The sequence below is a fragment of the Peptostreptococcus equinus genome (assembly GCF_027125355.1).
Lineage (GTDB): Bacteria > Bacillota > Clostridia > Peptostreptococcales > Peptostreptococcaceae > Peptostreptococcus > Peptostreptococcus equinus.
This window is the reverse complement of record NZ_CP114052.1, coordinates 1,815,568-1,839,035: the sequence shown is the minus strand read 5'-3', so window position 1 is coordinate 1,839,035 and position 23,468 is coordinate 1,815,568. Positions and strand designations below refer to the sequence as shown.

The 23,468-nt window shown below is 29.7% G+C and carries 30 protein-coding genes and 1 pseudogene; all 31 read left to right on the top strand.

The annotated features are described in order from the left end of the window. The first annotated feature begins 1 nt into the window (after position 1). The 31 genes and pseudogenes from O0R46_RS09220 (at position 2) to O0R46_RS09075 (ending at position 23,234) form a co-directional block, all read left to right on the top strand. Complete coding sequence (locus O0R46_RS09220) at positions 2-595, top strand: phage major capsid protein (RefSeq protein WP_269311449.1); 594 nt, start codon at positions 2-4, stop codon at positions 593-595. Positions 596-617: 22 nt separating this feature from the next. Then, complete coding sequence (locus O0R46_RS09215; protein ID WP_269311448.1) at positions 618-929, top strand: head-tail connector protein; 312 nt, start codon at positions 618-620, stop codon at positions 927-929. Beyond that, positions 919-1,278 (top strand): phage head closure protein, encoded by a 360-nt coding sequence (locus O0R46_RS09210; RefSeq protein WP_269311447.1) that lies wholly within the window; start codon positions 919-921, stop codon positions 1,276-1,278. Before O0R46_RS09215 ends, O0R46_RS09210 begins: the two co-directional genes overlap by 11 nt. An 11-nt stretch (positions 1,279-1,289) precedes the next feature. After that, positions 1,290-1,736 (top strand): HK97 gp10 family phage protein, encoded by a 447-nt coding sequence (locus O0R46_RS09205; RefSeq protein ID WP_269311446.1) that lies wholly within the window; start codon positions 1,290-1,292, stop codon positions 1,734-1,736. A gap of 9 nt (positions 1,737-1,745) precedes the next feature. Continuing rightward, complete coding sequence (locus O0R46_RS09200; protein WP_269311445.1) at positions 1,746-2,177, top strand: phage tail terminator family protein; 432 nt, start codon at positions 1,746-1,748, stop codon at positions 2,175-2,177. 3 nt (positions 2,178-2,180) lie between these two features. Then, positions 2,181-3,281, top strand: coding sequence for a phage tail sheath subtilisin-like domain-containing protein (locus O0R46_RS09195; protein ID WP_269311444.1), 1,101 nt, complete (start codon positions 2,181-2,183; stop codon positions 3,279-3,281). 14 nt (positions 3,282-3,295) lie between these two features. Next, a complete protein-coding gene (locus O0R46_RS09190) occupies positions 3,296-5,617 on the top strand; it encodes a phage tail tape measure protein (protein WP_269311443.1) in 2,322 nt (773 codons plus the stop codon). 15 nt (positions 5,618-5,632) lie between these two features. After that, positions 5,633-6,313: a LysM peptidoglycan-binding domain-containing protein gene (locus tag O0R46_RS09185; RefSeq protein WP_269311442.1), complete on the top strand. Its 681-nt coding sequence runs from the start codon at positions 5,633-5,635 to the stop codon at positions 6,311-6,313. Then, complete coding sequence (locus O0R46_RS09180) at positions 6,313-8,265, top strand: XkdQ/YqbQ family protein (RefSeq protein WP_269311441.1); 1,953 nt, start codon at positions 6,313-6,315, stop codon at positions 8,263-8,265. The genes O0R46_RS09185 and O0R46_RS09180 overlap by 1 nt, the downstream gene beginning before the upstream one ends. After that, positions 8,265-8,537, top strand: coding sequence for a hypothetical protein (locus tag O0R46_RS09175; RefSeq protein ID WP_269311440.1), 273 nt, complete (start codon positions 8,265-8,267; stop codon positions 8,535-8,537). The genes O0R46_RS09180 and O0R46_RS09175 overlap by 1 nt, the downstream gene beginning before the upstream one ends. Then, the gene (locus tag O0R46_RS09170) at positions 8,534-8,974 is read left to right on the top strand and encodes a DUF2634 domain-containing protein (RefSeq protein ID WP_269311439.1); all 441 of its coding nucleotides are present in this window, start codon (positions 8,534-8,536) and stop codon (positions 8,972-8,974) included. Before O0R46_RS09175 ends, O0R46_RS09170 begins: the two co-directional genes overlap by 4 nt. After that, the gene (locus O0R46_RS09165) at positions 8,974-9,999 is read left to right on the top strand and encodes a baseplate J/gp47 family protein (RefSeq protein ID WP_269311438.1); all 1,026 of its coding nucleotides are present in this window, start codon (positions 8,974-8,976) and stop codon (positions 9,997-9,999) included. The genes O0R46_RS09170 and O0R46_RS09165 overlap by 1 nt, the downstream gene beginning before the upstream one ends. Beyond that, positions 9,999-10,559, top strand: coding sequence for a putative phage tail protein (locus O0R46_RS09160; protein WP_269311437.1), 561 nt, complete (start codon positions 9,999-10,001; stop codon positions 10,557-10,559). Before O0R46_RS09165 ends, O0R46_RS09160 begins: the two co-directional genes overlap by 1 nt. A 1-nt stretch (position 10,560) precedes the next feature. Next, positions 10,561-11,997 carry a hypothetical protein gene (locus O0R46_RS09155; protein WP_269311436.1) on the top strand — a complete coding sequence of 479 codons (1,437 nt, stop codon included), beginning with the start codon at positions 10,561-10,563 and terminating at the stop codon, positions 11,995-11,997. After that, positions 11,997-13,031 (top strand): hypothetical protein, encoded by a 1,035-nt coding sequence (locus O0R46_RS09150; protein WP_269311435.1) that lies wholly within the window; start codon positions 11,997-11,999, stop codon positions 13,029-13,031. The genes O0R46_RS09155 and O0R46_RS09150 overlap by 1 nt, the downstream gene beginning before the upstream one ends. Before the next feature lie 9 nt (positions 13,032-13,040). Next, complete coding sequence (locus O0R46_RS09145) at positions 13,041-13,397, top strand: hypothetical protein (protein ID WP_269311434.1); 357 nt, start codon at positions 13,041-13,043, stop codon at positions 13,395-13,397. Position 13,398: 1 nt separating this feature from the next. Then, the gene (locus O0R46_RS09140) at positions 13,399-13,647 is read left to right on the top strand and encodes a hypothetical protein (protein ID WP_269311433.1); all 249 of its coding nucleotides are present in this window, start codon (positions 13,399-13,401) and stop codon (positions 13,645-13,647) included. Between the two features lie 79 nt (positions 13,648-13,726). Continuing rightward, the gene (locus O0R46_RS09135; RefSeq protein ID WP_269311432.1) at positions 13,727-14,119 is read left to right on the top strand and encodes a phage holin family protein; all 393 of its coding nucleotides are present in this window, start codon (positions 13,727-13,729) and stop codon (positions 14,117-14,119) included. Positions 14,120-14,121: 2 nt separating this feature from the next. Continuing rightward, the gene (locus O0R46_RS09130) at positions 14,122-14,937 is read left to right on the top strand and encodes a peptidoglycan recognition protein family protein (RefSeq protein WP_269311431.1); all 816 of its coding nucleotides are present in this window, start codon (positions 14,122-14,124) and stop codon (positions 14,935-14,937) included. Positions 14,938-15,146: 209 nt separating this feature from the next. After that, entirely contained in the window at positions 15,147-15,905 is a 759-nt protein-coding gene (locus O0R46_RS09125; RefSeq protein ID WP_269311430.1) for a DNA-methyltransferase, read from the top strand. A 371-nt stretch (positions 15,906-16,276) separates the two neighbouring features. Next, positions 16,277-16,669: a CPBP family intramembrane glutamic endopeptidase gene (locus O0R46_RS09120; protein WP_269311429.1), complete on the top strand. Its 393-nt coding sequence runs from the start codon at positions 16,277-16,279 to the stop codon at positions 16,667-16,669. A 323-nt stretch (positions 16,670-16,992) separates the two neighbouring features. After that, positions 16,993-18,159, top strand: coding sequence for a cell wall-binding repeat-containing protein (locus O0R46_RS09115; RefSeq protein WP_269311428.1), 1,167 nt, complete (start codon positions 16,993-16,995; stop codon positions 18,157-18,159). 772 nt (positions 18,160-18,931) lie between these two features. After that, positions 18,932-19,099: a hypothetical protein gene (locus O0R46_RS09110; protein WP_269311427.1), complete on the top strand. Its 168-nt coding sequence runs from the start codon at positions 18,932-18,934 to the stop codon at positions 19,097-19,099. Positions 19,100-19,161: 62 nt separating this feature from the next. Further along, the gene (locus O0R46_RS09105) at positions 19,162-19,539 is read left to right on the top strand and encodes a hypothetical protein (protein ID WP_269311426.1); all 378 of its coding nucleotides are present in this window, start codon (positions 19,162-19,164) and stop codon (positions 19,537-19,539) included. A 92-nt stretch (positions 19,540-19,631) separates the two neighbouring features. Continuing rightward, positions 19,632-19,832 (top strand): CsbD family protein, encoded by a 201-nt coding sequence (locus O0R46_RS09100; protein WP_269311425.1) that lies wholly within the window; start codon positions 19,632-19,634, stop codon positions 19,830-19,832. 156 nt (positions 19,833-19,988) lie between these two features. Next, entirely contained in the window at positions 19,989-21,068 is a 1,080-nt protein-coding gene (locus O0R46_RS09095) for an Imm26 family immunity protein (RefSeq protein WP_269311424.1), read from the top strand. Positions 21,069-21,177: 109 nt separating this feature from the next. Next, positions 21,178-21,342, top strand: coding sequence for a hypothetical protein (locus O0R46_RS09090; RefSeq protein WP_269311423.1), 165 nt, complete (start codon positions 21,178-21,180; stop codon positions 21,340-21,342). 11 nt (positions 21,343-21,353) lie between these two features. After that, complete coding sequence (locus O0R46_RS09085) at positions 21,354-21,947, top strand: hypothetical protein (protein WP_269311422.1); 594 nt, start codon at positions 21,354-21,356, stop codon at positions 21,945-21,947. A 246-nt stretch (positions 21,948-22,193) separates the two neighbouring features. Beyond that, positions 22,194-22,292: pseudogene (locus O0R46_RS10260) on the top strand (hypothetical protein); the annotation flags it as partial. Between the two features lie 51 nt (positions 22,293-22,343). Next, positions 22,344-22,727 (top strand): hypothetical protein, encoded by a 384-nt coding sequence (locus O0R46_RS09080; RefSeq protein WP_269311421.1) that lies wholly within the window; start codon positions 22,344-22,346, stop codon positions 22,725-22,727. Between the two features lie 339 nt (positions 22,728-23,066). Then, the gene (locus O0R46_RS09075) at positions 23,067-23,234 is read left to right on the top strand and encodes a hypothetical protein (RefSeq protein ID WP_269311420.1); all 168 of its coding nucleotides are present in this window, start codon (positions 23,067-23,069) and stop codon (positions 23,232-23,234) included. The last annotated feature ends 234 nt before the right edge of the window (positions 23,235-23,468 follow it).

Sequence of the window (23,468 nt, the reverse complement as noted above, 5' to 3'; positions counted from 1 at the left end):
AATGAAACAAAATAATAATAGTAAAGGGCTTGCAAAGCAATTTCTACAGGACACTGATGTAAATATAATTGATGTAATTGGTAAAGAATTTACTAAAGCTGCAGTTAGGACTGAGAATAAATCAATAATAACAAAATTAAAAGAATTAGAATCCACTACTATAACTGATATTGATGGATTAGTAGATGCACTAAATGTAGGATTAGATCCAGCTATTGCCGAAACAGCTAAGCTTGTTACTAACCAGACTTCTTTTAATTATTTAGATAAGCTGAAAGATAAAGATGGACATAACTTATTACAACCTTGTCTAACAGATTCTACAAAAAAAATGTTTAAAGGCAAAATCATTGAAGTTTTTTCAGATGAAGAATTATCTCCTAAGGTTTCAGGTAATCTTACTTTCTATATAGGAGACCCTGAAGAGTATATAGATTTTTATGAACTTAAGGGAATAGAAATAGCTAAGAGTGATGAAGCAGGTTTCAAAGAATACACAACTTGGTTAAGAGCTGTTGAGAGATATGATGTCCAAATTTCAGATTCTAAAGCTATGAAACTTTGTGAAATGAAGAATCCAGCAACAGTCTTATAAGAGTATTTAAGGAGCGATTTTGATGGATATAGAAACTGTAAAAAATTACTTAAAGATTGACACAGACGATGAAAAAGAAACTGATTTAATACAGAGTTTTATTGATTCATCTAGATCATATCTATCAGGGGCAATAGATAATTTTGATATAAAAATGCAAAATAAAAATTTTGAGAACATGGCCAACTTAGTAATGTTGGCCATGATTTCAGAATGGTATGACAACCGTGTTTATGTCAAAAATGATAGATATGACAAAGTAAGTAATATTGTAAGGTCTATGATTAACCAATTACAGTATGGAACATATGAGGTGGCAATTAGTGAAAATTGATATAGGAAATATGGATACTAAGGTATACATTCATAAAAAGGATGTTGTAGGTGGAAAAGTAGATTTTAATACAGAGTTAAAGTTAAACGAACTTGGAGAAGTAATTCAAACTGATAGTGAATACAAAAGCTTATGGGCGGAAGTAAAAGAAATGCGAGGAGCTGAAAAGCTTGATGCAGGAATAACACAATCAACTAAAGTCATTAAAATTGTTATTAGATATAGAAATGATATCACTGAAAATAATATTATCAAATATAATGACATTGAATATGAGATTGAGTCAATAGTAGAACTTGGACGAAAACAGTACTTGGAAATTATGGCAAGATATACTAAAAATGGTTAGGAGTGTTTCTAATGAGTATAGATATACAAGTTATTGGGGCAAAAGAGTATGAAGAGGCATTAAAGGAATTAGAAGGAGATTTCAAAGAAGAAACAATAAACTTTTTAGATAATAAGGCCACAGAACTTGAGAAATTTATTGCCGAAGATATAGAAAAACAAGGATTAGAAAAATCTGGAAAACTTAAAAAATCATATAAACATAATAAACCATATAGAAAAGGGTCATCTTATGAAGTCAAAATGGATTCTAAGTCTAAGCATTCTCATTTAATTGAAGAGGGACATAGATTAATAAAATATGTTCCTAAGAAAAAAGATGGTGGTAAGGCACATAATTTAGGAAGAGTTAAAGGTTTTTATCCAGTTCAAAATGGTATTGATAGGATGAATGAAACATATAATGATGATATAGAAAAGTGGATGCATAATATGATTAATAAAAAATTGAATACATAGGAGACTATAATGATAACAGTACTAGATATTAAAAAGGCTGTTAATAAAGCCTTGATTGAGAAAACAGGTATTGTAGTGGCAAGTAAGGACGTTGATGAAGATATTAAGCGTCCTATTTTTTTTACAGAATTAATTACAATTGGTTCAAGTGCAGAGAAAAAGTATGTACAGAAAAATAGCATACGAGTTAGGATTCAATATTATCCTAAATTAGAAAATTCAGTTGTAGATATGTATAGAATTGAATCGGAGCTAAAATCGATATTTAGGCTTTCACTTATTGTTGAGAATAGAGTTTTAAATATTGATGAAATTGAATCTGATATTGATGAAGAAAAAGGATTTTTGTATTTTACATTTAAAAGTGTATTTAGAACAAAATATCAGAAAGAAAAGATTGAATTAATGAGTGAAATGAAAATAAATGAAAGTGAGGTATAAATCATGGGACTACAAAGGACACAGATAGATTTTGTTGCAAAAGCAGAAGAAACAGAGCGACTAATTCAAAGGGGAAGCGTTGCAATGCTTTTAAAGGCAGATTCTGATAAAGTATATAGCTTTAAAAGTTATAGTGAAGCGGTTGAAAAAATTAAGGCAGATTCAATATCTTTATCTGATGAAGGAACAAAAGCTCTAGAGCTAGTATTTAGAGGAGCTATTAATAAGCCATATAGGGTGTATATTGCTTTTATAAATGATCCTTCTCTAATAGCTAATGGATTACAGTTATTTGAACGTGTCAAATTTGATTGGTTTTGTGCACCAGAATTTGAGGCAAAAGGTACCGATATTGCAAAATGGATTAATGACTTAAATAATCTTCGTAATATGGAAGTAAAGGCAGTACTATCTAATACTAAGGCAGATTCAGAATACTGTGTTAACTTTACTACTAAAAACATAATTATAGAATCATTAGGAGCAGAAAAAGATGTAGAAGTCACTCCTGCAATATTTACAGCTAGGGTAGCGAGTGCACTTGCAGGTAATACATTAGAGAGAGCAATTACTAATTTACATTTAAGTGATGTGGTTAGCGTAGAAAGATTAACTAATTCTGTATATGATGGCAAAGTCGATGCAGGTGAGCTAGTTTTATATAATGATTGGGATAAGGTACGATTCGGTAGAGGTGTTACATCTCTTACAACATTAGGAGAAAAATCTCAAGAACGTAAAAAAATACTAATTATATGCAAAATGCATATGTGGAAGAGAGAAGTTAAAGAACTTGCAAATGAAAAATTTTTAGGAGCTATGCAAAATGGAATAAACGAGAAAATGCTTCTTGTAACTAGCATTAAGCAATATAATGCAGAGTTAGTTAAAAAGGGTGTTATTTTGGCTTCAGATAATGAAAATGATGTTGATATAGATGTGGAAGCTCAGGAGAAATATCTAAAAGTAGAGAAGAATGTAGACACATCTAATATGACAGAAAAGGAAATAAGAGATGCTAAGACAGACAGTCATGTTTTTATTAAAGCAAGGTTATTATTTACTGATGCTATGGAAGACATTCACATAACAGCAATTTGTTAGAAGGGAGATAAGATATGAAAAATTATGATACAGATCAAACTATGTGTGGAACTCATGGAGAATTGTGGGTTGATGATTTAGAATATGAGGAAGTAACAGCATTTAAAGCTGAACTAGGTCTAGAGTTTGGAGACGTACATAAAGCAAAATCAATGGCAAAACATAAAAAATTAGGGCAAAATATATTAGGTTTGAATGCACCATTGCTTGCTATGGGTGGATTTGCAATAAAAACTGGCATGGCATTTGATAAATCTATGAGCCAAGTTAAAGCAGTTAGTGGATCAACAAGTAAAGAATTCATTTCTTTGCGAAATGAAGCTAGAAGAGTAGGAGCAGAAACTGCAAAATCTGCAACAGATGCTGCGAATGGTATGGTTTTTCTTGGTCAAGCAGGATTCAGGGTTAATGAAGTATTAAAGCTTACTAGACCATTAACAGAATTAGCAATAGCAGGTAATATGGAAATGGCACAAGCTTCGAGTTTATTAGCAGACTCTTTGAACTCTGCAAATATACCAATGAAGGATTCTAAAAAATTTCTAGATCAAATTGCAAAATCATCAGTTATGGCTAATACAGATGTGGCTCAGTTAATGGAAGCTTGGATAGGAGCAGGTGGATCATTGAGAACTGCAAATATTACTATGGCAGAAACGAATGTATTACTTAGTATACTTTCTAATGCTGGTATAAAAAGTGCTGAGGCAGGAACTTCATTATCACGAATTTTTATGAATATAAATGCAACGAGTGGTGATGCTGGTAAAGCAATGAAAACTCTTGGAATTAATATTGCAGATTCATCAGGTAAAATGAGATCTAAAGTGGATGTTTTAAAAGAATTAAAATCTAAAACAGATAAGCTCACCGAGGCTGAACGAAATAACTATATTCAGATGATAGGTGGTAAGCAATATGCTAATGATTTAAAAATTCTGCTTGATGGAATGGGTGGTAGCTTTGATAAAATGACTAAAGAGATTGATAAGTCATCAGGAGCACTTGGTAAACTGGCTAAAACTATGTCAGATAATCTTGCGGGCGACATAGATAATTTATCATCCGCATGGGAAGATGCTGCTATTAATATCTCTGACGCTCTTCAACCAATGGCAAGAGGAAATATAAAAACTCTAACAAAATTAGTAGAAGGACTACAAAAATTACCAGCACCATTAATAAGAGTAGTATCTGCAGTTGTAATATTTAGCACTGCAATTGGATTAACATTAGTTGGACTAGGATTGTTTCAAAAAATGATGGGTAGTTCGATTATTTCTTGTGCTAGACTTATAAGATTTTTTATGGGACTATCATCGACCGTGTGGATAGTTATGGCGGTTATACTGGCTCTAGTTGTAGCTGGAGTATTGCTATACAAAAATTGGGATAAAATTAAAGAAGTTGCAGGAAAGGTTAGAGATAGCTTTTTAAAGTTTGTAGACTCTACTATTGGCATTAAGAATATAAAAAACGCTATAGAAGACTTGAAAAATAAATTTAAGGATTTCGTGAAACAAATTCAACCTATTATACAAGTAATTGGAATTATCCTTAAAGTATTATTTGACACGATTAAGGCTATTTTAATTCCTATAGGAAGTTTTTTAATATCTGTGTTGGGAGGAGCATTTAAATACCTTTTAGCTATCATTGTTCAAAATGTGATGGCTGCAATTAATATAATTACCGGTATAATTCAAATTATAACCGGTGTAGCTCAATTTATTGTAGGAATATTCCAAGGGGATTATAAAAAGGCATTTGACGGACTAAAGAAAATAGTACAAGGAGCAGTAAATATAATTAAAGGTTTGTGGAAATCTCTAAAAGCATTTTTAGCAGCACCAATAAAGCCAGTAATTAAGTTATTATCAGGACCTTTTCATTCAGCTGTCAACCTTGCAAAGAGAGCATGGAGTGCTCTAAAATCATATTTACTTCAAAGGGCTACTGCTAGAATATCAGCAACTGCATCAGCTTTTCATAATGTAATTGAGGGCGTTAAAAAAGCATGGAATAATCTCAAAACTTTTTTAAGAAATCCAATAAAAGGAACTATAAACCTTATCAAACATGGTAGTGTAGATGGTGAGCACAGAACAGGTAGAGGTAAAATACCGTTTGATGGATACAGAGCTTTGCTACATAAAGATGAGATGGTTTTGAATAAACATGATGCAGATGAATATAGAAAAGGAAATATTTCAAGTAATTCAAAAACTACTATAGTTAAAATTGCTAAATTAGCAGATACACTGCTCATAAAAGAAAAAACTGATTCAGAAAAATTAGCTAAAGAACTTGCTAAAGAGATTTTATTATTAGCATAAAGAGGGGGTGGCGAATTGGAAGCATGGCTAAAAACTAGTAATAAATCATTTAGATTTCCTATTGTACCTCAAGAGATAGAAGTAAGTGGTGATTATAAAGTTGATACAGAATATCTGGCCAATGGAGATGAAATAGCGGTTTACTGTGGTCAATCATTAAAAAGAACTTCTCTTAGTTCACACTTTCCATCAGATAAAGATAGATCATATTTAGATTTTTATACATTTCCGAGTCCTTTAGAATGTGTGAAAATAGTTGATGAAATAGCCAGATCTCAAGAAGAAATAAGATATATTGTCACAGAAACGGAAATTAATTGGCCAATTAAAATAACTAATTTTAAAAGAGGACACAAGGATCCTACAGGAGATATAGAATTCTCTTTAGATATATTAGAATATACACCACCTAAAGCTGTTAGCTGGGCACCAGCACCTCAAAAGAATGATAAGCCTACAAGCAGTAATAATAATAGCAATAAAGTTAATCTTATTACTAGACCAACACCACCACCTCAAAAGGTAAGATACCATATAGTCAAAAAAGGTGATTACTTGTGGGATATATCTTTCAAGTATTATAGAAAAGGTTCATTATTCCACAAAATTAAAAACAATTCAGAAAATCAAAAAAGATATCCTAGCTTAAAAAAATCTTCAATGATATATTCTGGATGGAAGTTGGTGATTCCATAATGAATAATATTAAGTTAATTGTACATATAAGGAATGGTCCATTTTGGGATATAACAAGCATGATACCATATGTTAAAATAAGTGGTTCAAAAAGCTCAGTTTCAAGAACATTAGAGACTGAGCTTTATCAAAGTATAAATGACAAACAAATACAACAACTTGGAATTATTGAAGGCTCAAGTGTTTGTTTTTATGTTGATAATGATGAAAAATATAGAGGTAATATTATTGATGTAGGAAAGTCATCTAATTCTATTACAACCAAAATAATATGTAAGGATGTTGGCCATACATTGGCAAAATCTAAGCATAGTAGGAATTTTGTATCAAAGACTGCTGAACAAGTAAGTATTGAATTAATAAAATTATCTAAATTAAATTTAGGTAAGGTTGAAAATACAAATATTAAATTAACTAGATATTTTAGAGACACAAGTATTTATGAAATAATAATGACTATGTACACTCTTGCTAGTAAGACAACTAAAAAACAATATATGATTGATGTTAACCTTGATACAGTGAATATTGTAGAAAGAGGTAAAGCATTGAGTATAGCTTTTGATGAGGATAGTAATATAATATCAGCAGAGCATAATAGGAGTATTGAAGAATTAGTAAATCAAGTAACTGTTGTAGATAAAAATGGAAATAAAATATCTGAACATATCAATAAAGATTTAATTAAAATATGGGGCAGAATGCATAATGCTATACTTGAAGTCGAAAATAAATCACAAGTTAATACAGCTATGATAAATGAACAGTATCATGGTGTAGATTTCACATCAAAGCTTGAAGGTTATGGAAATTACGATTGTAAGAGTGGTATGAAAGTACACATTAGCGATAAGCATACGGGCTTGATAGGTGAATTTTATATTGACTCAGATACACATGAATGGTCTGGGGGAAATTACAAATGTAGTCTAGATTTAAATTTTAACAACATAATGGATACAAAAGAAGCTGGAAGTGATAGGCTGGAGGAAAATTCAAATGCTGGAGAAACAACTACAGTTGGTACTAGTGACTGGGGGCATGACGTAACAGTAGAAATGCTTAATAAAATTCTAAGAGGTAAGTTAGCAGGTAAGGGAGATATATTTTATAAGTATGGAAATATGTATAGGGTAAATCCAATGGTACTAGCATTAATAGCAAGGATAGAATGTGGAGCAAAAATGGATTCTAATCTAGCTATGAATAGTAATAACTTTTTTGGAATAAGAGATCCCAGGTCGAACATAAGGAAAACGAGTAAGGGATTTGGAATATATTCAACTATAGATGAAGGTGTAAGAGCAGGATTTCATTTTATAGGTATTTCTCATGTATATAATAAGAAAAGAAATCTGTCTCAGCTCATAACTGTTTGGGCTCCACCATTTGAAAATAATACTTCAGGATATATAGCAAATGTCAAAAATCTATACAAACAATATACTGGAACTGACTGGTCAGATACTAAAATGGGTACTGGTGTAGCTTCTGATGCAGATGCAGATAAAAATATTAGTTATGTTGCAAGTGATAGTGGTTCAATAGTAGGCAGCAATGGAGTTAAGTATGTTAATCAAAAACAAAAGATAATTGTAGAGGAAGCATTAAAAATGGTTGGTAAAGGACGGTATACATACGGTGGTAGTAGATCCAATATATATGCGACTGATTGCAGTGGATTTATACATATTTTACACAAAAAGGCTGGAATAAGAATTGGGGGCGACACTTCATCACAAAAGAACAATGGTAGAGCAGTAAGCTTATCACAAGCTTTACCAGGTGATTATATAGTTATGGGAAGTAGGTACTCTCCTTCAGGAAGGCATGTTGTTTTATGTGTTGGAAATGGCATGATTGTGCATAATGGCGGGCCTCAAGGTAAGCCTATTACAAAACAAAAGTTATATACATATGGAAGTTACTATGTAAGGAGGTGCTGGGATTAATGAATGGATATGAAGCATTGAAAGGTGTTATAAATGATATAGCGAAGGAGAGAGAATCGAAATTAAAAAATATATATTTTGCTAAAGTCATTTCTATGAGTCCTTTTTTAATTAGTTCAAATTTCTTAGATACAATTGGAGAGTCACAGCTATCAATTCTAAATAGTATTGATAAACATAGTTTTAAAGTTGGAGATGAGTTGTTAGTAGTTTTGTATGAACAAGAGTTAATCCAAAAATTTATAATAATAGACAAGGTGGTGAATATATGAGTGTAAATGAATTTCCATTTGCAGGCATTGAACAAGACTATATAACTAATGTAGATACCACCTTGCCAGTTCCATATGAAATAGGAATTAATTTTGAGGATGGGACTATATTAAAAGACTCAGACGGAAATGTGGTTATTCAACATGGTTTAGAAGCAATTAAAATTTGGTGTTATTTATCAATGATGACCCAACGATTTAAACACCAAATTTTTAGCGAAAATTATGGAAGTGAACATAATGAATTAATTGGTGTCACATACACTAAAGAGCTAACTGAAGCAGAATCTTATAGATATATAAGAGAATGTTGGATGGTAAATCCTTATATACATGATGTTAAAGATAGAGGAGTAGAAAAAGTTGGAGATAAATTACATATTACCGCAGAAATAATTACAGATTACGGAACAGCAACGTTGGAAGGAGTGATTTAATGCAAGTAAGAAATAAAGAAGAAATACTAGAATCAATGATATCAAACTTTGCTTTGGACATTCCTGTTTATGAAGGGACAATAACACATGCAATATTTAGTGCAGTAGCACTAGCAATTGAAAGAGAATATTCAATAAAAGATGAAGAAGAAAAACAAATTTTTTTAGTTGATGGAAGATATGAATTCTTAGATAAAAGAGTTAGTGAATTCGGATACTTAAGAAAAGAAGGTGAACAAGCACATGGAGAAGTAATATTTTCTGGAGAGATAGGATATTTGATTAAAGATGGTCTTGTCATTAGTTGTAATGGATTAGATTTTGTAGTGTCTGAAGGTGGAGTAATTGAAGAAAATGGAGAAGGTAAAGCAATAGTTAAAGCTATAGAGGTAGGTGCTGCAGGTAATATAAAAGCAGGAAGTGACTTTACATGTGAGAGCCATAACTTTGAGAGAATATTCAATGAGAATGATTTCATAAACGGAATTGATATTGAGTCTGATGAAGATTACTATGCAAGATTTTTATTCACTCAACGACATAAAGGTATATCAGGAAATGTAGATCATTATGATGAGTGGGCAAGGTCTGTTGATGGAGTTAAGAACTCTAAAACTACAGACTTGAAATATGGACCAGGCACAGTAGAGGTTATTGTAGCAGGTAAGGATAATGTAGTTAGTGAAGAAACAGTAGGAAGAGTTAAAGAATATATAGAAAGTGTGAGGCCTATTGGTGCAAGTGTAACCGTTAAATCTATGAGTAACTTTGATATAGATATTGTTGCAAGAATTAAATCAAGCACAGATTCTGAAACAATAAAATCAATGTATAGATCTATAGGAGATAATTATCTAATAACGTGCAATAAAAGTATAATATTTAGTAAATTATATTCATTATTAGCAACTATTCCTGAGGTTACAGACGTGATAAGCTTTACTGCAAATGGAGATATTAATAATATTTTAATAACATCAGAGCAAAAACCAAAGATTAGAAATATAAAAATCGAGGTGGTGTAATGTATTCAATAGATAATTTATTAGAGTATTTGCCATATTGTTATAGAAATGAATTAATAGAAGAAATATTAAGATGCAGCCAAATAGAAATAGAAAGATTATTCCAGGATATAATCGAATCAGAAAATGAATATATGGTATCTACTGCAACATACTCTCTTGAATGGTGGGCAAAGTTTGCAGGGATAGATTATGATAGGACAGTAGATATATCTACAACTAGATCTAATATTTTAGCTAGGTTTAAAACAAATGAGACTGTGACGCCTTTATTAATTAAAAGTATAGCTGAAGGATATTCAAATGGTACTTGTGAAGTAATAGAATTATTTTCTGAGTATAGGTTTAAAATTAAATTTATTAGTACAGTTGGAATTCCACTAAGAATAGATGAGATTAAAAAGATAATTAATGACATTAGACCAGCACACTTAGCATTTGATTTTGATTATAGGTTTAGGACGTGGGGAGATATAAAACGTTTGGGACTTACTTGGGGGCAATGGAAAGCTCTTAATAGGACATATAAAGAACTAAAGGAAAGGAGCGATTTACTATAATATGGAAGAATACCCAAAGACACAAAATGGTTTAAATAAAGTTACAAATACAAATATAACAGATATAGATCCACTGGCAGAGAACTTTGAGATAATTGATAATATAATCGGTCCAATATCAGATGTTAATTTAGATGGATATATAGTAGATAAAGATGGACAGAAAAATTTGTCGAATTTAATTAAATATGTTTTCAAGAGTGCTAAGGAAACTACAATTAAGTTATCTAATTGGTCCAATCAATCTCTGAAAGATGTATTAGATTGGCTAAAAGGTAGGGTTACTGATACAGTAAAACCTAATCTAAGTGTGAATACTTCACCTATTTGGTTAGCTTTTCCTATAGATAATCCAACTGGAAAAGAGATATTGCTTGATTTACCTTTTACAATCTATAATGAATGGTTAACCTTGGGTGAAAAGCACACTATCGTATTCGATACAATGTGGAAAGATGTTACTAGATTTGATTTATCTCAAGGATATAACTACTTTTTCTATGGTATTGGTGATAAAACTGGTGCAACAGCTACTATGGCAAACACATTTTATTATGCTAATGGGTTTGACCTAACTAGAAGTACAGGCTCACAATTTAATAATAAACATACTTTTACTGTAACAGAAACAGTTAAAAATAGTAATGCATATATATCCCCGAAAATTTATCTTAAAAACTTCAAATCTGGCACATTGTATGTAAAAAGTTGGAGAGTGGTTAGAGGTGAAGAAATAACTCCTTTTACACAAGCGACTGTTGATTTTGATACAGTAAAGAAAGATTTAGCTACAGCAAAAACCGATATATCAAACTTAAAAATTGCTGATAATGGATTGAGTAACGATATAGCAGGGTTACAAACTAGTAGGTACAACCTAATTAATAACGGAAATGTACCAATTGTTAATTCACAAAATTATCCAGCTGCAATCTACACTTTAGATGATAACACCTTAAAAGACAATGAAAAAATAACTATTTTTATTTATGGTAGTATATTGTCAGACCAACGGTTCTATATGTGCAACACCGTCGGCGATACACTAATAGCAAGTATCCCGTCAGGGGGAACATCTGAAAAGAAATTATATATTGCAAAAAGTACATGGAAAGTTAAAGACACTAACAATAAGTTGCTTGTCTATCCTTATCTAAATAAAACAACAGCAAATAATACAAACATAGATTGGATAGTTCTTGTACGAGGACATATAGATGGATTGACAGAGTGGATTCCGTCAAAGTCTGATGTAATTAATATGCAACTTAACACAGACGTGGCTAACCTTAAATCAGCAGAAATACTTGACAGACAAGATATAGTAAAGCTTAATGAAGCTATAACAGGTGAAGATGCCTTAATTGACGCTAACAATGTTAAGTTTGCTCAACTTCTTGGAGTTGATATATCAACGATTAAAGGGGGTATAGTGTAATGGCGATACGATTTAATCGAAAAGTATATGATAAGATACTTGCTGAACTTGACACTATATCTAAGAGCCTTATTGGTAACCTGCAAAGTGTTGTATCTCCAACATCAGCTATAACTAACTTAAAAACGTTAGCTGATAGGGTGGCACTAGCAGAACACCTAGATATGGTTAAAGCTGATACATATAAACCATTAGTACCTATATCTAACATTAATGAAAATATGTTCATAATTGCTGGGTGCAAAGGAAAAGTATATATTTTATATAACCCATACTCAACATCGGATAATATAACAGAAGTTTTTGTGTACGACCCATATTTGAACATAATTGGAGGATTAAAAGCAAGGTCATTAACTCCTCCATACAGTCAACTCCCAACAATGGGAGCAACAGATAGCTTTGTATTCGATTATGGAGATAATATTTACTACAAGGGTGCCGATTCAACAACATCAACTACTAATATATATAAATTCGATACAGGATATGAAACATCAGAATTATTCACAACTTTAAACATTTCTATATCTAATGTGAGAACATTCAACAATGGCACAGACGTGTATATACACTATTCGCTAGATACAGCAACTAGACGTATATATAAGCTGAATATGACAACTAAAAGCTTTACCCTTGTGAAGGATATAGGCTTAGTTAATGCCTACAATATGACTATAGGACACTACTACAATGGCAATATCTATATGGTAGAAAGCACTACAGATAATAAGTATTATGCATTGCATAAATATAACTTATCTACTAACACATTAACCAAAGAAAAAACCATATTAAAAACTGCTGTGTCAACAACTATGGAAGGTATAGGAGTAGGAAAATACATTTATATATTTAATGAAACCATGGGAAAAATGACAATCTTAAATCTTGACACATTCACTACAGAAGAGCATGGGTTTGAGTATCCTATAGGTGGAAACTTCACTCCTAAGGTGTGTATGACAAGAGATAGAATATATATATATGACAATCCTTGGCTAGGGATTGTATACCCTAAGTTAAAGTAGGAGGTTAATATGAGCAAAATAGAAATATGGGATAAAGAAAGCGAACTTAAAGGACTTTCAAAGGAAATGTGGCTAGAGAACTATCCTGAAACTGAAAGCAAAACATTAGTATTGGTTGATGATTCACTTGTGCTGTGGCTTGAAGATTTAAAGCAAGAGGGTTATACAGGTGTAAATGATAAATCTGTTGTTGAAGCTTATTTAACTAAGCAAGCAGAAATAATTGCTGAATACGAAAAGAAAGAACAAGCTAGAAAACAGTTAGAAAAAGAAGAATTAGAAAAAAAGATAGTAGCACAAGCTACAAGAATTGATACATTATCATCTGCATTGGAAGAGTTAACTATAACAGTAGCAGGTGGCTAAAATGATTAAAATATGTCGCGATATTTTTAATAAATTAAAATTTATATTGAAGGGAGAGAATGAAATGGGAGAATTTTTAGCAGCAAGAATAACAATGGCGTACGTAGATGAAGGAGAAACAGGAGCAAGAGATAAGTATAAATTATATTTTTCAAAAGCTGGGATGCTTAAATGGAAACCAGCAACAGATGATATGATAAAGACAAAATACACTGATGTATTATTCGTAATTCAAGATACAGTAGCATAAGAATACAATTATTGGCCTATAGAATTGATTTCAGTTCTATTAGGTCATTTTTATGTATAAAGAAAGGAAAAATAATCACATGGAAAAACATAATATGATATTTCAATATTTAAGCTTACTTACAGCAAATGAGGAGGATAAGGTACTTTTTGTATTACTTCTTATTGCTATAGCAATGATAGTAGACTTTGTGACAGGTACCATAGCTGCTATCGTAAGGGAGGATAGAGAGTTTAGATCCAAGAAAGGGATTAATGGAATACTTAGGAAAATAGCCAGTATGCTACTACTAATATTTTTCTTACCTTGTTCAATGTTAATACCTGAAGGCATGGGAATAGCTTTAGTTTATACAATGTATATAGGTTATTTGATAATGGAAATAAAGAGTATAGTAGAAAATGTAGGCAAGAATGGAACAGATGTTACTTTATTTCAAGAGTTTATCAAGAGATTAAGTGGGGGTAAATAAATATGACTAATTTTTATTATAAACCAATAACTAACAAAAATAATTTTGGTGGAAGAAGAGATAAATCTAATATAAAGTTTATTGCACTTCATTGGACTTCAAACACCTCTGATACAGCTACAGCAATGAACCATTACAAATATTTTCAAAATAATAATGTAGGAGCGTCAGCACACTATTTCGTTGATGATAACGACATAGTTCAAATAGTTGGAGATTCTACTATAGCTTATGCGGTAGGTGGAAACCAAGGCTATGGAGTAGGTCTTGGAGGGATAACAAATTATAACTCAATCTCAATAGAAATGTGTGTAAATCATGGTTATTCTGATAAGATGTTGTTTAACACAATAGAATTGGTGAAAGAACTTCTAATGCAATATCCTAATGCCAAAGTGGTTAGACATTGGGATGCAACAAGAAAAAATTGCCCACAAGGGTTCACTGGGACTAATAACGGAAGGTGGAACAAGTTTTTATCTGATATAAAACAGCCTAGGCGATTAATATTAGATTTATCTAAAGATAGTGTTGCTGTAGAAGTTAATTCTCAAAAAACATCAGTATCAACTAAAAAAGGATGGGTACAAGAAAATGGTAAGTGGTACTACTACATAGACAATAAAAAGAAGATAGGTTGGTTAAAGTCGGGTAAAGCATGGTTTTATATGCAACCAGGTACTGGAGAAATGAAAACAGGATGGCTAAAATACAACAGCCATTGGTTCTACTTTAACTCTAATGGGTACATGGTTACTGGAGAACAGGAGATTCAAGGGAAAAAATATAAGTTCAATAGCAATGGATATTTATTATAATTAGAAGGGGGTAGCATTTAGCTACCCTTATTTTTTTATGAAAAAAGTACGTAATAGTCTTCACACTATATAAATAGAAGAGAAAAATTTATAATATGGTATTTAAATATTATAATATCAATGTTTTTTAGCTTTTTTAACTAAGCTATTTTTTAGATTTATGATATAATATAATAAAAAGAACATATGTTCTAAGAAGGGGGCTTATAATGGAAAAGATAAAAAGATATGAATTGTTCGAAGGAGATTGCTTAGATTTAATGAATAACATAGATGATAAATCTATAGATCTTATTATATGTGACTTGCCGTACGGAACTACAGCATGTAGATGGGACACTATTATTGATTTAGAGAAGTTGTGGATTCAATATAATAGAATAATAAAGGATAGAGGAATGATAGTATTATTTTCAGCACAACCATTTACAACTAAATTAATAAATTCTAATATTAAAAATTATAAATATTCTTGGTATTGGATAAAAAATAATGTTACAGGTTTTAATTTTGCTAAATATCAGCCTATGAGGAAAGTTGAAGATATAAATATATTTTATAAGAGTAAACCTTTGTACATCCCACAAGGAATCAAGAAAATCGAAAACTCAAGAATCAGGGTTAGAAAGCCTGGAAAAAGAGAATCTATATATGATGAGAAAAATACTCTGTGTAACAAAGAATATATACAGAAGTATACAAACTATCCTAATAATGTATTATATTTCAATAAAGATTCAAAGTGTCAGCATCCAACCCAGAAGCCTGTTGATTTACTAAAGTATTTAATTAATACCTATACTAGAGAAGAAATGATAGTATTAGATAATTGTATGGGAAGTGGATCTACTGGTGTTGCATGTGCAGAATTAAATAGAAGATTTATTGGAATGGAATCGGATAATGAGTATTTTAAAATAGCAAAATTAAATATACAAAAATCTTATAAGGAAAATAGGAATGAATAAGTTAATTTTTTTTAAAATATATAAAATTATATTATTCAAAAAAGTATGTACAAAAATTATAATTTATAATTAAATTGAATTAACGCTAAATTAAAAATCCTCATAAGCATGCATTGATTAGTTAATATAATACTCACATAATACACATTTTAAACTGAATATATTGATATAACTTGTTTTAAAGTTCTCTAAGAGATAGTATTTCAATAAAATTACAACAATTATTAAACTCGCTTATATTAAATATAAGCGAGTTTTTGCAAATAAGAGATTAATAATTAGGGAACATTTTAACAGATAATATAGCGACTGAAATAACTAGTTATTTACATCCAGAGTATACCTATGGTAGCAACGAATTTTACAAGTTTTTGGGAACAAATACATGGGAATTTACTTTAGTTATAATTTCATGGTTATTGATATTATTTTTAATAATGTATATAGTAGGACTTAGATTTTTTGGTTCATACAAAAATACAGATAAAAAGAAGATATTGAGAGCTTTTAGTGAAGAGCTTATTATGAGAGGCGTTGTACAAAGATATATATTTACAAAATATCCTTATGTTGGAATATTTATGTCAGCTTTTCTATTCCAAGGTATGCATTACACCACTAGAGTTTCAGATGCTATGCTATATTTCACTTCAGGACTTGTGAATGCAATTATCTTTTATAAAACTGGACGATTAGAATTAGTGATGATTATACATGCTATCAATAATTTAGTAGCCTTAATTCTTTTGTCAATAACTTTATAATAATGAGGAAAAATTAACTTTAAATATACTTGTATTAGGATAGTTCTCTATATTTCTATTTGAATTATAAGTGAAAAAAATATGAAAAAATATTGATTTATATTAATATTTAAAATATAATAGATAAGAATCAAATTTTAATTCTATAATTAAAGCATATTTAAAGGAGAAAAAATGAAAACAAAAACGAGCGTAATTATGGCAACGATCCTAGCATTTGGTTGTTTGGGAAAGCAAATTGATACAATTTTTGCATCTGATGGGGCAGATCAAAAAAAATAAGTATAGAGAGAATATACGGAAATGATAGATATGAGACTTCAGTGGAAATAAGTAAAAAATCATATTCAAAATCTAATAAAGTAATATTGGTTTCAGGGGAAAAATACCCTGATGCACTAGCAGCTAGCCCTCTTTCAGTAAAATATAGTGCACCACTTATTTTATTGAAAAAAAATGATATTCCATATTCTGTGGCGAATGAATTGAAAAGGCTTGAGGCAAAAGAAGTAATTATTGTTGGTGGTGAAGAAGCAATATCAAATAAAGTAGCAAATAAATTAAAAGAAAATTATGCTGTGGATAGAATAGCTGGCGACAATAAATATGAAACGTCTATACAGGTGTCCAAGAGAGTAAACGAAAATAAAAAATTAAAAGCTATACTAGTCAATGGTAATAAATTTCCTGATGCATTATCTGCTAGTGCATTGGCAGCAAAGATTTCTAATACAATTATTTTAACTAACGGTAAAACTTTACTACCATCTCATCTAGATGTACTTGATACAAAATTAAATAATATAGTAGTAGGTGGGGAATCTGTAATGTCTATAAAGGATTTGAATGCTACACAAATAGGTGGTAAAGATAGATATTCTACATCTATTTCATTAGCTGAAAAATATTTTAAAGACTCTAAGTCTGTTATATTAGCAACAGGTAATGATTATGCTGATGCACTTTCTGCTATATCTTTACAAGAAGAATCACGCATGCCTATACTATTAACAGAGTCTAAATCATTAAATAGTGATGTAGAAAAATATTTAAGAGATACAAATGTGTCAAAAGTGTATGTAGTAGGAGGAGAAAAATCTGTATCTTCTTCTGTAATCAATTCGCTGAAAAATATTTCTATACAAGATGAAAATAAAGACCAAGAAAATACATCTAAAAATATACCAAAAAGTATTACTTTAACTTTTAAGTATGATAATGATACTATAAAAGAAAGTAAAATAGATTATAAAGAAAATAAAAATGTTTATGATATTGATATGACAAAATATACAGATGAAGAAAAAAATAAATTTAAACAAGCTAAATTGGATTCTGTTATTTATGAAACTTATGATGGTTTTAAAGTCGATGTTACTGAACTATTTATCAGAGATGATAGTGACAAAAAAATTCAATACTCAATTAATCATGGAGAGAATGATCAATGGGATATTTCCAACGTATATATAAACTTTAATTTATTTTAGTGAAATATATATTGATGATTAATTAAAAAATTATGCGGCGGAATCCGACACATGTCTTGTGTTGGATCCGCTGTTTTTTTATATGTGTTTCTTAATGAAAGCTTATTCCTCATATTTTTAAAGTTCTTAAATTTAATATGAAAAACTCATAATAGCATTGAGTTTACTACGAATGAGTGTACTATGAATTTAATATGAAAAATATTACTATTTGTTTACAAAACAAAGAAATTATATAATGATATGATATAATATTGAGAAAATTATAAATACAAATAGTTTGTATTTGTAGAGAAATAGTAAAGCAAGATGGTAAAACCTTAAAACAAGATTATAAATATGATAGTCTAGGTCAATTAGAAGTAGCTCAAATAAAAGATGAAAAAGATGTAGAACTTTCAAGTTACCTATATGCATATGATAATGCTGGTAATAAGACATCAATGCTTGAGACTACAAATGGTAAAAAAACAGAAACTACATATACATATAATGATTGTGATAGGTTAATTAGTCAAAAAACTGGAGACAAAGAAATAAAATATACAAAATGAATTATCAGAAATACTAATTCCAACAATGAATGCAGACATAGTTGAAGGTAAAATAATTGACGTTGAAGATTCAGAAAAACCATTTATGAATATAAAGAATTTAGCATCTGAAATATAAGAAAAAATGGTAGATAAATAAAATTTACTATGACAATATTATATTACAAACAGAAAAGAGACTATATCAGCATAGAACAAATGGAAAAAAATTTGAGGATTTGAAACCTGTACATACTGATTTAACAAAAAATCAAGCAAGATCTATAGAGCAATATTATATTGAAAATGGTCCAAATAAACAAAATAAGATTAATAGTATTAGCGTGAAAAATAAAAAATATAATCAATCTCAAGAATGGGCAAGAAAATTTTTAGGCGTAAATTGAGAAAATTATAGAAAATAATATATATACGAGATTATATTTATTTAATATAGGGGGTGAGTAATATGGATTTTAAAAATAGTGTAGCTCAGGCATGGATAGAAAAATACAAATATTTAAATAAAGAAACCATAGATAAATTAGAAAATTTAGATAATCTACCTTATAGGGACTATCAACTTAATGTTATTAAAAAAACAAAAAGGAAACCTAAAGATGGCGATATTTTTTTATTATTTCCAGAAAGAGGAATATATTTTTATGGAAAAGTTTTAAAAGCATATATTCAAACTGGTTCCAAGAATGATTGGATGAATGATAGTATTAATATAAAGAAAAAAAGAAATGCCATAGACTTTATAATGGCTATGGAAAAATCTAAGAGCAAGGAACTTAGAAGTAATAGAGAATCGACTAAAGCTACAAATTTAATAAAATCTTAAGATATAGCAAGTTTTTTTAATAAAAACTTAAGAATTTAAAACAGATTTGTGGGTATACTATTAATAATATAATATTTTGGAGGTGTTTTTAAATGAAAGATACAGGAGTATTTGATAAGGTTAAGGGAAGTGCAAAAAATATTGCTGGAGAAGCTACTGGCGACAATAAGTTAAAAGCTGAAGGTGCTGTAGATAAAGCTACTGGAAAAGCGAAAGAATTGTTAAATGAAGCTGGGAAAAAAGCTGAAGAAGTAGCTGACAATGCTAAGTCAGAAATTAATAAGCATAAGTAAATATGTTAATAAAAAATAGAAGGCTTGGATTACACCAGACCTTCTATTTTTTATAAATAGGATTAAAAAAAGTCGTAATAATGGATAAGCCACTATACCAATATATTAATACTATTACTAGTATATAGTCAATAACAATATTGTTTTGGCGCAATATTGGCGCATTTTTGCATTACCTACGCAAAATTAACTACTTTTTATAATGGAATATTTAAAATAGAATCGAGTAATTGCAACAATTATAAAATTATATTAAATTTAGTTCATAGTACCAGTATAGTAATATTTGAATGTAGTACAAGTAATATTGATATAAAAAATTATGAACCAGATTATAGCAATTTGATGACGAATCCAATATTGCTAACTGATTTGTATTGGAAAAAAGGTTATTTTTATACCATAGCAAACCAAGCATTAACTTATGAAGAAAAGAATTTGGATATAGGATTTTCTTATAGCCGTTTAAAATCAGAAGGTTGGGTTGAATATTTTTGTAAGGAAAATGGTCAGCGTTTGGATCATAAACCAGAAATATTGGGTTTATATGCCATAACTACTGAAATAGGTGTTGCTACTGAGGTTAGGCAAGCTCTGATTATAGAACCCGAACTTTTAAAACTAAAGGATGAGTATATTAATAATAATTATCAAAATATAAATGAAGTGACATATAATGAAAATGATTTAATAAAACTAGATGAAAATGATATTAACAATAACATTGAATTATACTTAAATCTAAAAGCAATGCCTATGGGACGTGAATATTTAGAAGATATTCTAGAAGAAAAGATGGATGAAACAGATTTAGGTTCAATAGATGGTGGAGGAACAGCTATTTCTGAAAATGGCGAGATCGACTACTGTGATATAAGTATAGAAATGAGTGATATGGGTGAAGAGTCTATTAAAAATTTAAAGAAAATACTAGATGGAATTGATTTGCCCAAAGGGTCATTTATATGTGTGCAAGATAGAAAAATACCTTTTGGAAATCTTGAAGGCCTATCTTTGGAAATTGATATAAAATCTATAGATAAAACAATGCACCTTGAAGAAAAGCTCTCAAAGGTTATGAAGAGAAGTGGGAAATTGTATGGTTGCTATCAGACAGAAGATATTATTAGATTTTATTATTATGGTAAGGATTACGATAAAATGTTATCTAAACTAGAAGAAAAATTAGTTGAAATTGGAATAACTAAGAATTATATTATTAAAAAAATTGCATGAATAATTATAAAAAAGAATAATAGTATTAATATTTTTGGCGCTATTTTTACAAATCATATTATTGTAAGAAAGGAATTGATTTATGTATAAAAAAATGGAGTTACTCAATATGAAAAATTTGACCAAAAACCAAGCTATTTGTATAGAACAATTTTTAATAGAAAATTCTATAGATACAAGCAAAAATAAACTAAATCAAGTTGAGTTTAATCATGAATTCTATAAACCAGCGATGGAGTGGGCAGAAGATTATATAGATAAAAATAGTAAATAGAGGAGATAGTTATGGGATTAGGAAGTATTTTTAAAAAGTTAAAAACGGAAAAAACAAACGAAGAATATCCAGCTACTCTACATCTAAATGCTAGGATAATGCCAATGTTTAGGAGTGATTTGGAGGATAGTATAGATAATTTACTTCAAAAAAACAGTCTTGGTTTTGTACTGCCAGGCGGTAGCAAACTTTCTGAGGATGGAGAAATAAATGGATGCGACATTAATTTAATTATTTATTCAATTGATGTTGAAAACATAAAAAATATTATCGACTTGATATATCCTTTTGGAGTGCCAAAGGGATCAAAGTTTTCTGTTGGCGGACAAGATATATCAATAGGGTATTTAGAGGGAATGGCGATTTATATAAATGGAAGCGATTTAAGTGATGAAGTATATAAAAACAATGACATTAATGAAGTGATTGAAAAGTTTAATGCTTTATTAGAAGATAAAGGTGGATTATTCGGTCATCAGAGATTGGAAAAATATACTGGCTTGTATTACTATGGAAACTCATATGAAGAAATGAAAGCTTGTATAGAAAATGTTATAGAAAAATATTCAATCTGTGAGAAATGTAAAATTGAAAGAATATCCTAAAATTACTTTTAATATAAGATATGCATAAAACAATGAAAGTCCCTGATTTATATTTCAGGGACTTTCGAATCTTTTTTGAATAACGTTTATAAAGACTCTCTAAAATTTTTATATAAAAGAGTAAGACATATGGCTTTATCTGGTCCAAATGGAACCTTACATAGCAGGAAATAAGACTTCTATGGTGAAACTGTAAATGGTAAAAAGACAGAGACTACTTTTACTTATGATGACTGTGATAGGTTAATTAGCCAGAAAACTTTAGATAAAGAAACAAAGTATACTTACGATAAAAATGGAAATAGGATATCTAAAGCTGAGGGTGATGAAGTAACTTCATATGTATATGATACAGAAAATAGGCTACTTGCTGTAAAGGATAAAAAGGGACTACTTATGTCTGCCCTATATGATGGAGATGATAATAGGGTATTTACAGCATCTAGGTCAAATAAAAAGACAGCCTATGCTGTATTTAAGGATAAGACAGGAGATAAGGAAAATCCAATAATTGCAACAATAACATCAATTGGAAAAAATATTGGAGGATTTTTCAGCTCTCTTACTGACGGAGTAGATTCTCAGGGACAAGAAGATAAGCCAAAGTCTTTAAAGGATGAAGAATCTAAGGAAGAATCATATAAGGATAAGGCAGCAAAGGTAATAATACCTTATACAAGTAAGGATGATTTAAGCCAAAACTTTATAGCCAGTATCCTAAGAGTTTACAGAGTAATAAAAGTAAAATATATAAATAAAGTAATGAGGAAAATAAAATGAAACGTTTTATCAAGCAACAGAATGATAATCAAAATAAAAAAAACTTCGAATATTGTGGTCATATGTCTATGTTATCCATAATAACAATTTTTTTTAGTAAAATTCATCCGCAATATCAAAATATAACTATGTTTTTATTAGCATTAGTTTCCATATACTTGGTTATCTGTATTAATAAAAGTAAAAATGGATCTAAATTAACTTATTCAATTATTATATTGTTAATGCTTATGTTTGTAATTATAATGAGCAAAAACAATTTCTACATGTTGTTTGAGTATAGGAAAAATATTATATATAAATATAAATTTTTTTAAATTTAGCATGGAGGAATAAAAAATGAAGCACAAATTTAAAAGTGGAGATTTATTTTTTGTATATATGGTTTTAATAATATATATGGCGATTGAAACAGTTAACAAAACTTGGTTTACTTGTGTGGCTATAAGTCCTATAATTTTAATTACTATTGATAGGATACTTTATTACAGAAATACTAAAAAATAACCTTTTTAGCACTTAGAATAGCAGTGCTATTACTTATTACGTCTATAAGTATTTTTAAAATTTGGCTTCTATTTTGTACTATTGAATAGTACGAGTTTACGTAATTGTAGTGAGGATAACAGTCTGTAATATAGGTTAAAGTTGAGTGAATTACTTTATATTCTATATTTTTAATGGTTTTTTATGAAATTACACCAGTTAATTTCAAATTTTTGCCCTTAATTCCTATAGGAT

Bases quoted from the DNA above. Each gene is read 5' to 3' on its own strand.
- O0R46_RS09140 (WP_269311433.1), top strand. From the start codon at position 13,399: ATGATTAAAATATGTCGCGATATTTTTAATAAATTAAAATTTATATTG.
- O0R46_RS09090 (WP_269311423.1), top strand. From the start codon at position 21,178: ATGAAAAATTTGACCAAAAACCAAGCTATTTGTATAGAACAATTTTTA.
- O0R46_RS09220 (WP_269311449.1), top strand. From the start codon at position 2: ATGAAACAAAATAATAATAGTAAAGGGCTTGCAAAGCAATTTCTACAG.
- O0R46_RS09175 (WP_269311440.1), top strand. From the start codon at position 8,265: ATGAATGGATATGAAGCATTGAAAGGTGTTATAAATGATATAGCGAAG.
- O0R46_RS09160 (WP_269311437.1), top strand. From the start codon at position 9,999: ATGTATTCAATAGATAATTTATTAGAGTATTTGCCATATTGTTATAGA.
- O0R46_RS09165 (WP_269311438.1), top strand. From the start codon at position 8,974: ATGCAAGTAAGAAATAAAGAAGAAATACTAGAATCAATGATATCAAAC.
- O0R46_RS09105 (WP_269311426.1), top strand. From the start codon at position 19,162: ATGGATTTTAAAAATAGTGTAGCTCAGGCATGGATAGAAAAATACAAA.
- O0R46_RS09150 (WP_269311435.1), top strand. From the start codon at position 11,997: ATGGCGATACGATTTAATCGAAAAGTATATGATAAGATACTTGCTGAA.
- O0R46_RS09215 (WP_269311448.1), top strand. From the start codon at position 618: ATGGATATAGAAACTGTAAAAAATTACTTAAAGATTGACACAGACGAT.
- O0R46_RS09145 (WP_269311434.1), top strand. From the start codon at position 13,041: ATGAGCAAAATAGAAATATGGGATAAAGAAAGCGAACTTAAAGGACTT.
- O0R46_RS09190 (WP_269311443.1), top strand. From the start codon at position 3,296: ATGAAAAATTATGATACAGATCAAACTATGTGTGGAACTCATGGAGAA.
- O0R46_RS09170 (WP_269311439.1), top strand. From the start codon at position 8,534: ATGAGTGTAAATGAATTTCCATTTGCAGGCATTGAACAAGACTATATA.
- O0R46_RS09085 (WP_269311422.1), top strand. From the start codon at position 21,354: ATGGGATTAGGAAGTATTTTTAAAAAGTTAAAAACGGAAAAAACAAAC.
- O0R46_RS09180 (WP_269311441.1), top strand. From the start codon at position 6,313: ATGAATAATATTAAGTTAATTGTACATATAAGGAATGGTCCATTTTGG.
- O0R46_RS09155 (WP_269311436.1), top strand. From the start codon at position 10,561: ATGGAAGAATACCCAAAGACACAAAATGGTTTAAATAAAGTTACAAAT.
- O0R46_RS09130 (WP_269311431.1), top strand. From the start codon at position 14,122: ATGACTAATTTTTATTATAAACCAATAACTAACAAAAATAATTTTGGT.
- O0R46_RS09080 (WP_269311421.1), top strand. From the start codon at position 22,344: ATGTCTGCCCTATATGATGGAGATGATAATAGGGTATTTACAGCATCT.
- O0R46_RS09100 (WP_269311425.1), top strand. From the start codon at position 19,632: ATGAAAGATACAGGAGTATTTGATAAGGTTAAGGGAAGTGCAAAAAAT.
- O0R46_RS09075 (WP_269311420.1), top strand. From the start codon at position 23,067: ATGAAGCACAAATTTAAAAGTGGAGATTTATTTTTTGTATATATGGTT.
- O0R46_RS09125 (WP_269311430.1), top strand. From the start codon at position 15,147: ATGGAAAAGATAAAAAGATATGAATTGTTCGAAGGAGATTGCTTAGAT.
- O0R46_RS09205 (WP_269311446.1), top strand. From the start codon at position 1,290: ATGAGTATAGATATACAAGTTATTGGGGCAAAAGAGTATGAAGAGGCA.
- O0R46_RS09195 (WP_269311444.1), top strand. From the start codon at position 2,181: ATGGGACTACAAAGGACACAGATAGATTTTGTTGCAAAAGCAGAAGAA.
- O0R46_RS09135 (WP_269311432.1), top strand. From the start codon at position 13,727: ATGGAAAAACATAATATGATATTTCAATATTTAAGCTTACTTACAGCA.
- O0R46_RS09200 (WP_269311445.1), top strand. From the start codon at position 1,746: ATGATAACAGTACTAGATATTAAAAAGGCTGTTAATAAAGCCTTGATT.